Raw genomic sequence first — 14,383 nt, 5'->3', positions numbered from 1 at the left:
TTAGCGACCACAAGCCGCAGGCAGCGGGGCCTGCGGATCGCTCTCTACCTGAAATTTCCAGTCGTAATACGTTTTCGCTTTGGCAAACTGTTTTGGATCGTGACGAAAGCCGACTTTTTTCCGTGGCGTACCCTTTCCGAGACTGCGCACGCCAATCCAGCGTCCCTGAGGATCGAGGATCATCCCCCAGTTTTTACTCCCGGTTAGCGGGTCGGCGTAGTGCTGGCGCAGGTGATAAAGCGGTTTTCGCCCGCGTTTATCAATAAGTAGCTGTTCGAAACGCACGGGAAAACAGCCATCACCGTTGCCGCGGTAGGCCTGTATCGCCGCGCGGATTTGATCGCCGCGAAATAAAAGCTCAGCCTCCTGTTGCGCCTGATAACGCATCTGCACCTCATCGCGGCTTTTCAGCAGCGACAACGCCAGCGTGGAGAGCGCAATCAGCAGCAGCAGATAGGTAAAACCTCCCTGTTGTTTAATCGAACGCATCGCGATGATCCTGAACGGGTTTAGGTGGCGTCTCGACGTCAATAATTTGCCCTTCGTCATCGGTCTTCGCCTCCCAGATATCGCGGCGGTTGGTGATGGGATCCAGCGGCATCTGGCGCAGATAACCGGCCTCGATCAGATCCTCCAGGCTGTATGGCCCCGCCAGGCGATCGCGGCGGTAGTGATCGATCGCGCTGCGCAGCGCATGCAGGTTATGCTCGCGCACCACCTCTTTGGCTCTGTCCGCGTGCTGGAAAAAACGTGGAGCGACCAGGGTCATCAATGTCGCGATGATCGCCATCACCACCAGCAGCTCGATGAGCGTAAAACCTTTTTCACCATTGCGCATAGGGTACTCCATTCAGACCGCTGGCCGTACTGGTACTACTGACATCAAACACGTCTTTCCCGCCGCTGCTGAAATCGCCGGGTGGCTGCGTGGATGCGCGTAACCGCCAGGTCTCTTCATCATTTTTTCCCTCGCAATCGCACATCGGATCGCGCGGTATATGGCGCAGGAAGTAGATCATCGCGCCAGTGGGCGATGTCTTATCCCGGACGCCTTCCACCAGGCTTTTTAGTGTCGGCGGATATCCCGATTCGCTGGTTTTTTTCTCAATGATGCCGTCCACGCTTGCCTGGTGATAACGGTCAATGGCATCGCGTAGCGTGCGCAGCGACTCACGTAGCTGCGTCTCCTGCTGCCGCTGATGGTAGTTACGCATCAGCGGCGCAGCGGCAGCGGCAAGCGTGGCGAGTAGCGCCAGCGTGACGATCATTTCAATCAAGGTAAAACCGCGCTGGCGCTGCATTACGATGCTCCGTTTTCCGTCTCTGACTCATCGAGGATCGGTGGCGGCAGCGTGGCCGCCCGGTCAGGGAAATGGGCTGGCGGCGCTAGCGCCGGTGCGGTAAACCCGCTGCCCGGCTCGTCGCGCTGCAGGTCGCGCAGTTGAATGCTGTCGCCCGTTAAATCGTCGCTGCCCATCTCAATGGTACTGACGTGGCTTCCCGGTAAATCGAGGTTGCGCTCAATGGTCGGCGTAATTAACAGCACCACCTCCGTGCGCTCTTTGTTGTCGGAATTGCTGCTAAACAGGCGGCCCAGCCCCGGAATGTCACTTAATAACGGCGTTCCTTTTTGGGTCGTGGTTTCATCCTGCTTGATCAGCCCTGCCAGCATCTGGGTCTCGCCGTTCATACTGCTGAGCGTGGTATTGGCTTCGCGTTTCGTGGTGCGGTAATACTTTGCTCCGTTCTCACCGGGTTCTTCGGCGCCCAGGGCACTGAGCGTGAACTTCACCTCCATTGAGATATTGTCATCCATACTGACTTCCGGGGTGACTTCCAGCTTCAGGCCGACGTCCTGATAATCCACTTTCTGTTGCGAAATCCCGTCATTGACGGTTGTGGTCAGTACCGGGATCGTTTGACCAATATCAACCAGCGCTTTTTTATTGTTTTTCACCCGGATCCGCGGGTTGGCCAGCACTCTGGCGTTGCTCAACACCTTTTTCATGTCAATGGTCATATTGTCGATATCGACCATGATATTTTTGGCGCTCAGGTCGCCCAGCGGGATCCCGCTTCCCTTTAAATCACCTTCTTTACTTTTCGCAAAACCCGCACTGATGGTTTGCGGCAGCTTCACGCCAAGCGCTTCGAGATCGTTGGTATTCACTTCCAGCACCTCAACGGCCAGCGTGACCTCCGCTTCAGGCCGGTCGAGCGTCACTAACAGGCGCTCCGCTTTTTCCACGTTCTCTTTTGGCCCGCGCAGGGTGACGGAATTGGTTCGCTCATCAACGTGCACATCCTTCAGCTTGACCATATTGCGCAGGGCGACGTTGACCTCTTTTGCTTTCGCATAACCCAGGAAGATGGTTTTGACGACCACGTCGCGATAGATCTTCTCTTTTTGCGCGGTGGCGGGGTAGATCAGCAACGTATTGCTGTTCAGCACCTTCTTCCGCAGGTTATTCGACAACAGCAGCACGTTGATAGCATCTTCCGCAGTGGTGCGTTTGGCTATCAGGCTGCCGGTAGTGCTGGAAGAAATATCTTTGTCAAAAATGATATTGACCCCGGTCATCTGGCTGATGGTGTTAAAGATGGCCATCAGGCTGTGCTCGCGAAAATTAAGCGCTATCGTTTTTTGCAGTTCCCGGTTCAGACGCTGCTCCGGCTGGTTGATCCGCGACACCTCACGCATCAGGTGATCGCGCAGCGCGCGCGCCTGGGGCCAGTTGGGATCTTCTTCCAGTACCTGCTGGATTTTGTGCAGCGCGCGTGCCGGGTCGCGGGTGCTGTTAGCCACCGCCTCCTTATACAATGCGTCCAGCGCTCTACGGGCATCGAGTTTGCGTAAGCCTTGCAGGGCGCGCAGGTTGCCGGGCTCATAGGTAAGCGCATCGCGCCACATTTGCGTCGCCAGGGTGTAATTGTTCTGACGCACCGCGAGATCGGCGTTTTTCAGGTAGTCATTGACCAGCTTTTTGCTGATGTCAGCCTGCTCGGCGCGAAGCGCAATATCCTGTGGGCTGGCGATGCGCTGTTGGTCTATCTCCTTAAGCCGCTTAACCAGCACCTGCGGCGAGGCGGTCACTGATTCCCGGACCGGAGGCGCCGCACGTTGTGCACAGCCGCTCAGTAGCGCGCATGACAACAAAAAAGTGAGAGCAATTGTTTTTTTCATGATTAATGTGTCGGTTCCGATTGCAGCTCATCCAGTTCCAGCCGCTGCTGGCTATGGGTGGGCTGCCATTCAAACAGGAGGTGGTCGTTCGCCACCGCTTTTAAAATCCAGTTGTTAACCGGCGAACTGCCGATCCAGATCCTGCCGTCCGCCCTGCAGCGCTCGCAGACCGGCCAGGTCTCTTTGCCATCCGTCAGCACAACGATCCTCTGACGGTTTTCCCACCAGGCACCGAGGAGCTGAAGCGGTAGCGGCGGTGCGGTTGGTGTCGCCTCTTCAGGCCGATCGTTTTCCGGCGGCTTTTCTGCTGCGTCTTGCGCCCTGCTATGTGGCGTTGAAAAGAGATCGATGCGCGTTGCGTGAGCCGTCTCCGGCTTTGCTGGCGCGGGGCGCGGGCGTGAGACCGGCTGCGCCTCAAGCGGCGCTTGCGATATCTCGTCATCGGCAAACTGGCTCCAGAAAACAGCACCGGCGGTCAGCACCAGCGCCAGCTGTAAATAGCGCGGCAGTTTCATGGCGACTCCTTCAACAGGCGAAGCTGCACGGTGGCGCTGAGCTGGCTTTCCGATGGCCCGGCGCGCCGCAGGCTTAGCTGCTCAATGCGTAACGGCAAAGTGCGGCTTAGCGTTTCCAGGGCGTCCATCAGCGGCAGATATTCACCGCGCAGCGGAATATCCAGCCGTAGCGCGGTTTTGCCGTCGTCGTTTTCCAGCTGATAGCGGCTGGCGTCGACCTTCATCCCTCGGCTCCTGAACTGCTCAAAAATGAGCCTGACCTGCTGATATTCTCCGAGGCTGATGCGGCTTTGCAGTTCCGGCTGCTGTTTATCCAGCGGCAGCGTGGTTTGTAGCTGCGCCTGGATCCGGGCAAGGTTCTCCTGCAAATGGATGGTGTGCGGCCGCACGCCGCCAAGCCATAACAGCAGCAGTCCTGCGGGCAGCCCGGCGAGCACGAGCGGAACCGTTCCGATGCGCCCGGCAAATAACGCCGCCTGCCAGCGCAGCACGGCGGGTTTATTCTGAAGCCGCATGGTGCGCCTCCGTCGTCACCTTGACGTCGAGTACCGCGTTAATCGGCCAGGCAGGATCGCCCTGCGCCGACTGGCGATGGTTCTCAAGCACCACATGCGCCGGCAACTGCTGTAGCCGCTCGCTAAAGGCGAGCAGGGCGTCAAGATTGCCTGCATTCACCGTAAGCCGCGCATCGCCTTTACTGGCAATGACGTCAATACTCAGGAGCGCAATATCAGGCGTCAGTACGCTGCCGATGTTGTCCAGCAGCTTGATGGCCGGTGGGACGGCCTGCAGTTGCTTAGCCTGGCGCAACCGGCGCTGCTCCGCTTCACGCAGCTGGCGCAGCACCTGCTGCCGTTGGGCGAGCTGCTGCTGTATCTGCGACGTCTCCAGCTCAAGGCGCTGGTGCTCAAACAGGCCATACATCACGGCACCGGTGAGCGGTAAACAGAGGAGTCCGGTTAACAGCAGCGTGCGTACGGCCCACGGGGAACTACGCGTAAACAGCGGCGTCATGAGGACTCTCCTGTAGCGCGACTTCCTGGTGATGCTCACCGTCGGTATGAATGACGTAGCCAGGACAGTCCTGCATTCCGCTTAGCCGGGCGATAACCCGCAGCTGGGCGTCCATCTCCTGCTGTGGCAGGGTGAGTGTCCAGACGTCGCGCCAGCTGTGGTGCTGACGGCTGGCAATCCGGCTATGGTGGGGGCTCATCGCCACAAACAGGCCGTTTTCCGGCAGTGCGGCGGCGAAGTGGCTAAACAGCTTTTGAAACGGCGTGACAACACCGCGAAAACGCAGCCGCTCCCGACGCGCCAGCGCGACAAGCAGGTGCCAGCAAGGTTGCTTCAGGCACGCGGCCAGCGCTGACTGCTGCCAGTTAAGGGTCTCGAAGCGCACCTGCCAGTCGACGGGCGGACTCGCGCGAAGAACCGCCTGCTGTCGGGCGAGCCGGAGCAGTTCCTGCGGTGTGGTCACGCCGTCATGCCAGGGCTGAATTAAAAACGTCAGATCGTCGGTATCGAGGTGAAACTCCACCGCGTCACGCCACGGTAAGACGGAAGGGCGCTGGCGCAGCAGCGTTTCGAGCGCGGCTTCAAGAGGCTCATCTGGCCGGCGTTCATGGGTGGCGAGAACCACGTTGTTGCGGCGCAACCGCACGGCATGAGGCCAGATATCGCACTGCCAGGTGTTAGTGAGTGATAACACGGTTCACCTCCTCCCAGGTGGTTTTGCCTTCGACCACGGCGCGCAGCGCGATGGTCGAGAGCGGAACAAAACCGTCATTCAGCGCCACTTCCTTTAGCTTGCGCCGGGGCGATCGCGCCAGCATTGCCTCTTTCATCGCATCGCTGAAATGCAGCACTTCCGCCAGCGCCAGCCTGCCGCGAAAACCGCTGTCGCGGCAGGTATCGCAGCCTCGCCCTCGACGCCAGCGGGGCGTGAGCTGCTGCAGCGGTCCGGATTGCCACGCCGCGAGAAGGTCATCTGTGGGCGTGGTGTCATCAATACAGTCCGGGCAAATCTGGCGCACCAGCCGTTGCGCCACGACGCCGTTAAGGGCGGTGATCAGGCTGGCGGGCTCCACCTGCATATATAAAAAACGTTCCAGTACGCTAAAGACGTCATTGGCGTGAACCGAGGAGAGCACCACGTGGCCGGTGAGCGCCGCCTGCACGGCAATGCCAGCGGTTTCACCGTCGCGGATCTCACCCACCAGGATGATGTCCGGGTCGTGACGCAAAATGGCGCGCAGGCCGCGGGCGAAGGTGAGCCCTTTTTTATCGTTGACCGGAATTTGCAGCACGCTGTTGAGCTGGTACTCCACGGGATCTTCAATGGTGATAATTTTGCATTCACCACTGTTGAGTTCGCTGAGTGCTGAATAGAGGGTGGTGGATTTCCCGCTCCCCGTTGGCCCGGTGACGAGCACCATACCGTGGGGCAGATGGGTTAACTGGCGAATCGCGCCCAGCGTGTGCTCATCAAAGCCGAGCGTCTCCAGGCGCAGGTTTTGATCGTGAGATTTATCCAGCACGCGCAGTACGGCATCCTCGCCATAGACGCCCGGCATAATGGACACGCGAAAATCGACGGGACGCTGGAGAATCAACGCCTTAAAGCGCCCGTCCTGAGGCGTGCGTCGTTCGGAAATGTCCATGCAGCTTAATACCTTGAGACGGGAGATCACCTGTTCCGCCTGCTGAAGTCCGGCGCAGTGGCGAATGCTGTGCAGGACGCCATCAATGCGGTACTTCACCATCAACCCATCCGCGACGGCACAAAGATGAATATCGCTGGCGCGGCTCTGCAGGGCATCAAACAGCGTGGCGTTAACCAGCTTAATGACGGCATGGGGTTCACTGGCGATGGCTGCTGGGGTGATCTCCAGCCACCGGGCCTCTTTATTCTCTTCACTCTGCTGCTGCTCCAGCTGATCGAGCGTGCGCTGCTGTTTTGCCAGTTCATCAAGGCGGGCATTAAGCTGAGAGAGCGGGGCGAGCGCGGGGAGCGCATTCACGTTATAAGCCCACTGGCGCAGTGCCAGTGAAAACGGATCGCCCAGCGCAACGTGGAGCTGACCGTTAACGCGCAGCGGCAATGCTCGCTGGCTGAGCGATTCGGTCAGCGGCACGGCTTCGAAATCCTCTTCGCTGTCGGCGAGCTGTGTGGGTGAGAGCGGCGTGAGCCCCAGGGAACCGGCGGCTTCTTCTAACGCGCCGGGGAAACTGTCCAGCAGTTCCGCCAGCGCCTGACAGCGCTGCTCGTCTGGCAGGTCGAAAAGGGGGTCTACAGACGGTGAGTGAGACATTATTGCAATCCTCCTGCCAGTTCAAAAATGGGCATGTACAGTAAAAACACGACGAGCCCAACGATGCCGCCAACGACCATCATCAGAATCGGTTCAAAAATTTTGCTAAAGGTTTCAATCGCGCGTTCCAGCGATTCGTCATAAAAAGCGGCGATCCGCTCGCACATGGCAGGCAGTTCGCCACTGCGCTCGCCGACCTGCAGCAGGCGGCTGGCGACAGGAGTCGTCATCTGCTGGGCTTCCAGCATGCGGGAGAGCGACTCGCCGGCGGCGACGTACCGGATAACCTGTTCAACCTGCTGACGATGCGTGGCGGGCAGGATCTCCCGGCTCAGCATTAACGCATCTGGCGCGGGAAGGCCGCCCTGTAACAGCAGGCCCAGCGTGCGGTAGAAACGCACCAGCACAGAAAGCTGATGCTGCTGGCGTAAGGCGGGAATGCGCAGCAACAAACCGAGCGCGCGCTGGCGCAGGCGCGGGCTGCGCACCGCCATCACGATGCCTGCGACCGCTGCCGCGCAACCGGCCAGCAGCAGCGAGCCATGGGTTTGCGTCAGGCGTCCCCACCAGAGGATAAGCTGTGCGCTGGCGGACGGGTTCTTCATCCCGTCAAACACCACGGAAAAACGCGGAATAATAAAGCCGAGCAGAAAGAACAGAATTATTCCGCCGGCGGCAATGACAATCGTCGGATAGAGCAGGGTTGATTTAATCCGCTTGCGCAGAATTTCCATTCTTGATTCGTAAAACTGAAAACGCTTTAGCGCTTCGGGTAAGTGTCCGGTTTGCTCAGAAGAGGCAACGGTGTTAATCAGCAGAGGCGGAAACAGTGCTGGTAACGCCATCATCGCCTGGGAGAGTTGCGCTCCTTCGTAGAGCTTTTTAACCAGCGTATCCAGAACCAGCGAGGTGCCACCGTCGCGGCTGCTTTCGCGCAGCGCTTCGACGGCCTCGACCACGACCAGCCCGGCTTCCAGCAGAGCGATAAGCTCCTGCAAGAACAGATTCAGTGGAAAGCGTTTCTCCTTGCGGGCGGGGCGTTCCTGTACCTGCAAAACGATGCCGCCGCCGGCAATAATGCGGGCGCTGGCATCATCAGGCGACGCGGCAAGTACGGTCTGATTGACGCGTTTCCCCCCCTGGAGGATGGTGACGGTATATGGTTTCATTTTGGCGACAGTGTATGGCTCTGCCTTTTAAGGCGGGCATAATGCGGAGCCACTTTTTTTATGTATTGTTGACGAAGCGCGCGGCGCTGGGGGGTATTTGCCGTTCCGGCGTTATACGCCCCCACCGCGTCCCAGGTATAACCAAAGCGCTGGATTTGACCTGCCAGGATCCAGGCGCCGGTCATGACACTTTGGCAAGGGTCGGTTAGCAGATCTTTTTGACTAATACGAAATTTACGCAGCGCATCGAAGTGAATGCTATTGATCTGCATCAGACCGACATCCATTGAGCCATCACGATTTTTGTTGATGGCCCGGGTATTACCGTTGGATTCCACTATCGCTATCGCCTGTAATAGCTCTGGCTCAATGCCGTAACGTTCTCCCGCCAGCTGCCAGCAATCGGCCCGGCAGGAAAATACGCTGAAGATAAACAGCGAATATATGGACAGGCGCAACATATTCAGAACCCGTAAGTGACAGGCTTACCGTCTTTACCGCCGGAGGTTATTTCGACTTCATTAATGGCGTCTTTTGTCCGGGCGGGGTTATGCCACTGGTACGGATTGCCCCAGGGGTCTAACGGCACATGCTGGCTAAGATAAGGGCCATTCCAGTTTTGCGCGTTGGAAGGCTTTTCAGTCAGCGCTTTCAGACCTTGTGTTTCAGTTGGATAACTGCCGGTATCGAGGCGATATTGCCCGAGTGCCTCAGCAAGCGAGCGCATCTGGCGCATGGCGGTTTTCTCCTTAGCTGAGTCGACATTTGAAAAGACTTTTGGCCCGACAAATCCTGCCAGCAGCGCAATAATCATCAGCACGACCAGCAGTTCAAGCAGGGTGAAACCACCCTGTTTTCGCATCACGTTTGTTGCATATTTCATTGAGAGCGTCCCTAGTTGGATAATAGTTGTGATTAATTCCTGAATTTTCCCTGATAAAAGAGCGGGAACACAGGTATGCCATCTTTTTTAATTGGTGAAGATGGGAAAATTAAATAAAGAAGCGTCTTACAGGATGCGAGAATTCTCCCGCGCTGTCGTTGAAGTATTTATTATAAATGCGAGAGATATTTCTTATTTAACGCGGAGGGTTTCCTGATTCACCACTCTATTATCCCCAACGATCTCGGCGCTAAAAAAAAAGACAATTTGCGAGGTAATCCACAGGACTATCATCACAAAGCAATAAGGAACTTTGATGAAAAAACTTACATTATCTCTGTTAATTGGTAGCGCACTAATGGCGCAGTCGGCTTTCGCGGCGCAGGCACCGCGAGCGGTCACCTATCTGACCTCCTGGGGCGTTCCGGTCGAGTCCGTTGAGGATATGAAAGAGGTGAAAGCGGATACGTTCCTGCTTTCATTTGGTGGCTGGGATGCTAGCGGTAAGCTGTCCAGTTCCGATAATATTGTTGCAGTACCACAATATGATCCCTGGTACATTAATGCGCCAGCCTATGTCGTGTGGAGTCAGCTGAAGCTGGCGCACCCGGAGAAAAAAATGATGCTGGCGCTCGGCGGCGAGACGTATTCCGCGATGTGGTCTTATCTGAATAACGCGCAAACGCGAGAAACGCTGGCGCAGAATCTGGTGAATCTGCTGAATACCAACTTCCCGGTATATAAAAAGAACCTGAAGCCGGAAGAGATGGTTGGCGAATGCCTGAGCGCCGACTGGCAAGGCAAATGTAATATGGCGAACTACCAGAAGGCGGGTACCGTTCAGCTTGACGGCATCGATTTTGACTTTGAAAAGCCCGATCGCGTCACGCCAGAGGAAAACGCAAACCTGCTGGATCTGGCTGAACGGGTTCGTAGCAAGCTCAATGCGTCCGGCAGCAAAAAGCTGCTGAGCCTGACCACCTATCACGTTGGTGCTGACCCGGAGAACTGCACCAACAGCGCGGTAACCGAGAATTGTTCCTTCGTTGAGGCGGCTCGCTCTTCACACCATGGCGAAGTTCTGCCGCTGCTGACGCAGGGGAAAAACGTTTTCGATTTCTTCAACGTCATGGCCTATGACGCCGGCCCACGCTTTAAGTATGACGTGGCGATGGCTAACTACGCCCGGGCGGTGGGTGATAAGAGCAAAATCGTTCTCGGTCAGACCATCAACTCCCAGTGGGGGCCAGAAGGTCGCTTTGTTGAGAACCGACAGAACAACGTAAACCGTGCGGGCTGGCAGGCGGAAAACGGCTATGGTGGGTTCTTTATCTGGACGTTGGGTTCAAACGATCAGCAGCTGTCCATCCCGCAGCAGGTTGACTATTTCAATGAAATGAAAGAGCGCGCGGACCTGATGTCGCCTGAACGCCCGCAGGATACCGTCGCGCCAACTGCGCCAGCAGGACTGAAGGTGCTGAACAATGGCTTGACTATCACCCTTGCCTGGCAGCCCTCCACCGATGACCGTGGCGTAGTGGGATATGACATCTACCGTAATGACATCAAAGTCGGGTCTTCAACGGACACCCAGTGGACCGATAATGCAGTAGAGACCGGCGGTGTGGTGTACCACTACAGCGTGAAAGCACGTGATGCAGCGAACAATATCTCTGAAAGCAGCAACGTGGTTAAGGTAGAAACCGTACAGGTCGAAGAGGGACGTCCTGACGCGCCAGGCGGCCTGGCCCTGGTTTCTTCGACGGAAAACAGCCTGACGGTGAAATGGAATGCGGTAGACAACGCGGTGAAATACCACGTACTACGCGATGGGGCGGAGTTACTCACCGTAAGCGGAACGCAGATCTTCGACAGCGGCCTGCGCGCGGGAACAACCTACAGCTACCAGGTGATCGCCGAAAATGCCAAAGGTCATCAGTCTCTCGCCAGTACACCGCTTAAAGCCACGACGAAAGAGGGGTCTGTGACGCCTGAGCCGGAAGGCGAGTGGAAAGTCGGTACGCGCTATAAGACTGGAGAAATTGTCACGTATCACGGCACACAGTATCGCTGCGTGCAGGGGCATACGTCTCAGTCCGACTGGGCGCCGACTGCGGCTGCGACGCTTTGGCAGCCTGTTCCTTAATCTTTCGCGGCCCTCGCAAGGGGGCCACTTTCAGCCGTAAGCACGCCTTATTTATTACTTTTTTGTTAACTTATTGTTATCATTTACAGTGCAAAAAATTAACAATAGCACTATTGTAGTGCGATATTTGCACTGTTTTTGTGCGTTTCATGTTCTTTTCTGGCCTTTGTCGTCTCAGGATGCCGCCTGCATCTGTAACAATAGGTTGCTGTAACCCCTTCATTTACTACCGCTTTTTTAAATCTCTTTTGAACCATTAAAAAATTGGTTCGTTTATTGCTTAATCATTAGCACGATAAGTAGCACGCCATATCAATAACTTATCGTTCATAAAAAGAAAATAACGATGATAGTGAGCGAACCAATATGGAAAAACCGTCACGGTTTCTGGCCAATTCCAGCACCGCGCTTGAGCAACTGCGCGGGCTAATCAACCAGCATGAGTCAACACCAGGCACTCCGCTGCCCACGGAACGTGAGCTGTCGGAAACACTCGGCGTAGGACGACGCGAAGTGCGTCGCGCGCTGGACGTGCTGGAAGAGGAAGGGCGGATCTGGCGTAAACAGGGCAAAGGCACCTTTATTGGTCCGGCTGCCCCTGTTGAACCGCTGGCCCTTCAGGGATTGGTTCGGCAGACCAATCTGCTGGAAGTGATGGAAGCTCGTATACAGATCGAACCCGGCTTAGCCCGGCTTGCGGCACTGCGTGCCACCAGGGAAAACCTCGCGCTCATGCAGCGCATGCTGGAACGCATCGACAAGGTCAGCCCGGATGACCGCGATCTCAATGAACTCTGGGATAGCGCTTTTCACCGCGCCATTGCCGAGGCGGCGGGCAATCGCCTGATGCTCGGCCTGTTTGACGCCATTGACGCCGTGCGGCGCGAACCCGGCTGGCAGCATCTGCGTGAATTAGCCCGCACGCCCGAACGTGTCGACAGCTATAACGACCACCATCACAAGATCATGTCCGCGATTATCCATCGCCAGCCTAATGAAGCAGCGGCCGCCATGCGCGAACACCTGCTTAGCCTGCAAAACGCCCTGATTCAGGCGATCCACCTTGAGGACGATTTCACGCTATGACGACGATCCCGTTTAAGGACTCCACGCCTGTACTCCGGCTGAATAATCTCAACGTTAAGTTTTCCGGCTCGCCGGTCAGCGTCCTGGACGGCATTTCCCTGACGGTCAAAGCGGGCGAAACGCTGGCGCTGGTGGGGGAGTCCGGCTGCGGGAAAAGTATCACCTCACTGGCGCTGATGGGTTTACTGCCCGCCAGCGCGCAGATTGTCAGCGGCGAGATGCAGTTTCGCCGCCACGACCTGCGCAAGCTCTCGCCGCGGGAATATGCCGACCTGCGCGGGAGCGAGCTGGCGATGATTTTCCAGGAGCCGATGACCTCGCTTAATCCGGCCTTCACGTTAGGCGATCAGCTCAGTGAAGCGGTCATGCGTCACCAGAACGTTACGCGCCCGGAGGCGATGAAGGTCGCGCTGCAGATCCTTGAAAAGGTGCAGATCCCGGCGGCGGAGATGCGCCTCAAGGCGTATCCGCACCAGCTTTCCGGCGGCATGCGCCAGCGCGTGATGATTGCCATGGCGCTGATCAACCACCCTAAACTGCTGATTGCCGATGAACCGACCACCGCGCTCGACGTCACCATCCAGGCACAAATCCTGACCCTGCTGAACACTCTAAAAGAGGAAACCGGCACGGCGGTGCTGATGATCACCCACGATTTGGGCGTGGTGGCCGAAGTCGCCCAGCAGGTGGCGGTGATGTACGCCGGGCAGGTGGTGGAGCAGGGGAGCGTTGAGGCAATATTCGCTGACCCGCAGCACCCGTACACCATCGGCCTGATGGGCTCGATCCCTTCGCTGGGCGCACGCAAAGGCCAGCTCTCCACCATTCCCGGATCGGTCCCGCTGCCGGAGTCCATGCCGAAAGGCTGCCGTTTCGCGACGCGCTGCCCGTTTGCGCAGTCGCGCTGTCATGATGAAAAACCGCAGCTCACCACGCTCGGCGCGGGCCATCAGGTCGCCTGCTTCCGCGTGCCGCTCGAACACCACATTGCCCTGGGAGAGACCGCATGACCACGCCCATTCTTGAAGCCCGGGACCTCAGCAAGCTTTTCCCCGGTCCGAAAAAACTCTTTTCCCCGGCCCGGTTTGTCACGGCGGTCGATCGCGTTTCGCTTGCCGTGATGCCGGGCGAAACGCTGGCGATTGTCGGCGAGTCCGGTTCCGGGAAATCCACCCTCGGCCGTCTGCTGCTGCGTCTGCTGGCCGCCAGCGAAGGACGCGTGTTTTATCAGGGGGAGGAGATTACCCACGCCACAGGCGCCCGTCTAAACCAGCTCCGGCGCGAGCTGCAGATTATTTTTCAGGATCCTTTTGCCTCGCTGAACCCGCGCATGACGGTGGAGCAGATCGTCGGTGAGCCGCTGTGGCTGCACCAGAACATGAAGAAAGCGGATCGTCAGTACCGCGTCGCGGAGCTGCTCAAGACCGTTGGCCTGCCTGCCGCCTGGGCCGGGCGCTATCCGCACGAGTTTTCCGGCGGGCAGCGCCAGCGTATCGGCATTGCGCGCGCGCTGGCTTCGGGGCCAAAGCTGCTGCTGGGCGACGAGCCGGTTTCCGCGCTGGATGTATCGGTGCAGGCGCAGGTGGTTAATCTGCTGGAGAGCCTGAAGCACCAGCTGGGGCTGACGATGGTGATCGTCGCCCACGGTCTGGCGGTGATCCGCCACATGAGCGACCGCGTGGCGGTGATGTATCTTGGGCAAATCGTTGAGCTTGCCACCGTCGACGAGATCTTTGACGCACCGCTGCACCCTTACACCCAGGCGCTGATCGCCTCGGCGCCGCAGATGCAGCCGGGTATTGAGCGCGACGCGCCGCTGCTGCAGGGGGATCTGCCGAACCCGGCTAACCCGCCGTCGGGCTGTCGCTTCCACACCCGCTGCCCGTACGTCACCGACGAATGCCGCCAGGTCGAGCCGATTAATCAGGTGCTCGACGGCGAGCGTCAGGTTGCCTGCCACCGCTGGCAGGAAATTAACCGCGATCGCAGCGTTATCCAGATCGCACCGCCATCCGCAGCCTTTCTGCGCCGCCGCGCGCTGTTTGAACACGCGGCCACTCACTCCTCCCTTCCTTCAAGGAACTCATGA

The 14,383-nt window shown here is 57.7% G+C and carries 16 protein-coding genes; 4 read left to right on the top strand and 12 right to left on the bottom strand.

Going from position 1 to position 14,383, the window contains the following annotated elements:
* The 12 genes from IM291_RS06080 to gspG all read right to left on the bottom strand — a co-directional run bounded on the left by IM291_RS06080 (nucleotide 1) and on the right by gspG (nucleotide 9,062).
* Nucleotides 1-489, bottom strand: coding sequence for a type II secretion system protein (locus IM291_RS06080; protein ID WP_045259774.1), 489 nt, complete (start codon nucleotides 487-489; stop codon nucleotides 1-3).
* Nucleotides 476-838 carry a type II secretion system protein gene (locus tag IM291_RS06075; RefSeq protein ID WP_192986357.1) on the bottom strand — a complete coding sequence of 121 codons (363 nt, stop codon included), beginning with the start codon at nucleotides 836-838 and terminating at the stop codon, nucleotides 476-478. Before IM291_RS06075 ends, IM291_RS06080 begins: the two co-directional genes overlap by 14 nt.
* On the bottom strand, nucleotides 825-1,301 hold the full coding sequence (locus IM291_RS06070) for a type II secretion system protein (protein WP_192986355.1): 477 nt from the start codon (nucleotides 1,299-1,301) through the stop codon (nucleotides 825-827). Before IM291_RS06070 ends, IM291_RS06075 begins: the two co-directional genes overlap by 14 nt.
* Complete coding sequence (locus IM291_RS06065) at nucleotides 1,301-3,094, bottom strand: secretin N-terminal domain-containing protein (RefSeq protein ID WP_232948720.1); 1,794 nt, start codon at nucleotides 3,092-3,094, stop codon at nucleotides 1,301-1,303. The genes IM291_RS06070 and IM291_RS06065 overlap by 1 nt, the downstream gene beginning before the upstream one ends.
* 92 nt (nucleotides 3,095-3,186) lie before the next feature.
* Complete coding sequence (locus IM291_RS06060) at nucleotides 3,187-3,699, bottom strand: hypothetical protein (protein ID WP_028012055.1); 513 nt, start codon at nucleotides 3,697-3,699, stop codon at nucleotides 3,187-3,189.
* Nucleotides 3,696-4,214: a hypothetical protein gene (locus tag IM291_RS06055; protein WP_182034038.1), complete on the bottom strand. Its 519-nt coding sequence runs from the start codon at nucleotides 4,212-4,214 to the stop codon at nucleotides 3,696-3,698. The genes IM291_RS06060 and IM291_RS06055 overlap by 4 nt, the downstream gene beginning before the upstream one ends.
* Nucleotides 4,198-4,713, bottom strand: a complete 516-nt coding sequence (locus tag IM291_RS06050; RefSeq protein ID WP_192986353.1) for a hypothetical protein — start codon at nucleotides 4,711-4,713, stop codon at nucleotides 4,198-4,200. Before IM291_RS06050 ends, IM291_RS06055 begins: the two co-directional genes overlap by 17 nt.
* Nucleotides 4,691-5,407: a hypothetical protein gene (locus IM291_RS06045; RefSeq protein WP_192986351.1), complete on the bottom strand. Its 717-nt coding sequence runs from the start codon at nucleotides 5,405-5,407 to the stop codon at nucleotides 4,691-4,693. Before IM291_RS06045 ends, IM291_RS06050 begins: the two co-directional genes overlap by 23 nt.
* Nucleotides 5,391-7,010 carry a GspE/PulE family protein gene (locus IM291_RS06040; RefSeq protein ID WP_116341751.1) on the bottom strand — a complete coding sequence of 540 codons (1,620 nt, stop codon included), beginning with the start codon at nucleotides 7,008-7,010 and terminating at the stop codon, nucleotides 5,391-5,393. The genes IM291_RS06045 and IM291_RS06040 overlap by 17 nt, the downstream gene beginning before the upstream one ends.
* Nucleotides 7,010-8,179 carry a type II secretion system F family protein gene (locus IM291_RS06035; protein ID WP_192986349.1) on the bottom strand — a complete coding sequence of 390 codons (1,170 nt, stop codon included), beginning with the start codon at nucleotides 8,177-8,179 and terminating at the stop codon, nucleotides 7,010-7,012. The genes IM291_RS06040 and IM291_RS06035 overlap by 1 nt, the downstream gene beginning before the upstream one ends.
* Nucleotides 8,176-8,640, bottom strand: coding sequence for a lytic transglycosylase domain-containing protein (locus tag IM291_RS06030; RefSeq protein WP_032644836.1), 465 nt, complete (start codon nucleotides 8,638-8,640; stop codon nucleotides 8,176-8,178). Before IM291_RS06030 ends, IM291_RS06035 begins: the two co-directional genes overlap by 4 nt.
* Nucleotides 8,641-8,642: 2 nt before the next feature.
* Nucleotides 8,643-9,062 (bottom strand): type II secretion system major pseudopilin GspG, encoded by a 420-nt coding sequence (gene gspG, locus IM291_RS06025; RefSeq protein ID WP_045630682.1) that lies wholly within the window; start codon nucleotides 9,060-9,062, stop codon nucleotides 8,643-8,645.
* A 316-nt stretch (nucleotides 9,063-9,378) separates the two neighbouring features.
* On the opposite strand from gspG, the gene IM291_RS06020 reads away from it, so the two are divergent.
* From IM291_RS06020 to IM291_RS06005, 4 genes are all read left to right on the top strand, one after another.
* Entirely contained in the window at nucleotides 9,379-11,208 is a 1,830-nt protein-coding gene (locus tag IM291_RS06020) for a glycosyl hydrolase family 18 protein (protein ID WP_048999712.1), read from the top strand.
* A gap of 366 nt (nucleotides 11,209-11,574) precedes the next feature.
* Complete coding sequence (locus IM291_RS06015; protein ID WP_048999714.1) at nucleotides 11,575-12,294, top strand: FadR/GntR family transcriptional regulator; 720 nt, start codon at nucleotides 11,575-11,577, stop codon at nucleotides 12,292-12,294.
* Complete coding sequence (locus IM291_RS06010) at nucleotides 12,291-13,304, top strand: ABC transporter ATP-binding protein (protein WP_047367562.1); 1,014 nt, start codon at nucleotides 12,291-12,293, stop codon at nucleotides 13,302-13,304. The genes IM291_RS06015 and IM291_RS06010 overlap by 4 nt, the downstream gene beginning before the upstream one ends.
* Complete coding sequence (locus IM291_RS06005; RefSeq protein ID WP_192986347.1) at nucleotides 13,301-14,383, top strand: ABC transporter ATP-binding protein; 1,083 nt, start codon at nucleotides 13,301-13,303, stop codon at nucleotides 14,381-14,383. Before IM291_RS06010 ends, IM291_RS06005 begins: the two co-directional genes overlap by 4 nt.

This window comes from Enterobacter cloacae complex sp. P27C (genome assembly GCF_014895705.1).
Lineage (GTDB): Bacteria > Pseudomonadota > Gammaproteobacteria > Enterobacterales > Enterobacteriaceae > Enterobacter > Enterobacter bugandensis.
Note: the sequence above shows the minus strand (reverse complement) of the source record. Positions and strands in the feature narration are given on the sequence as shown.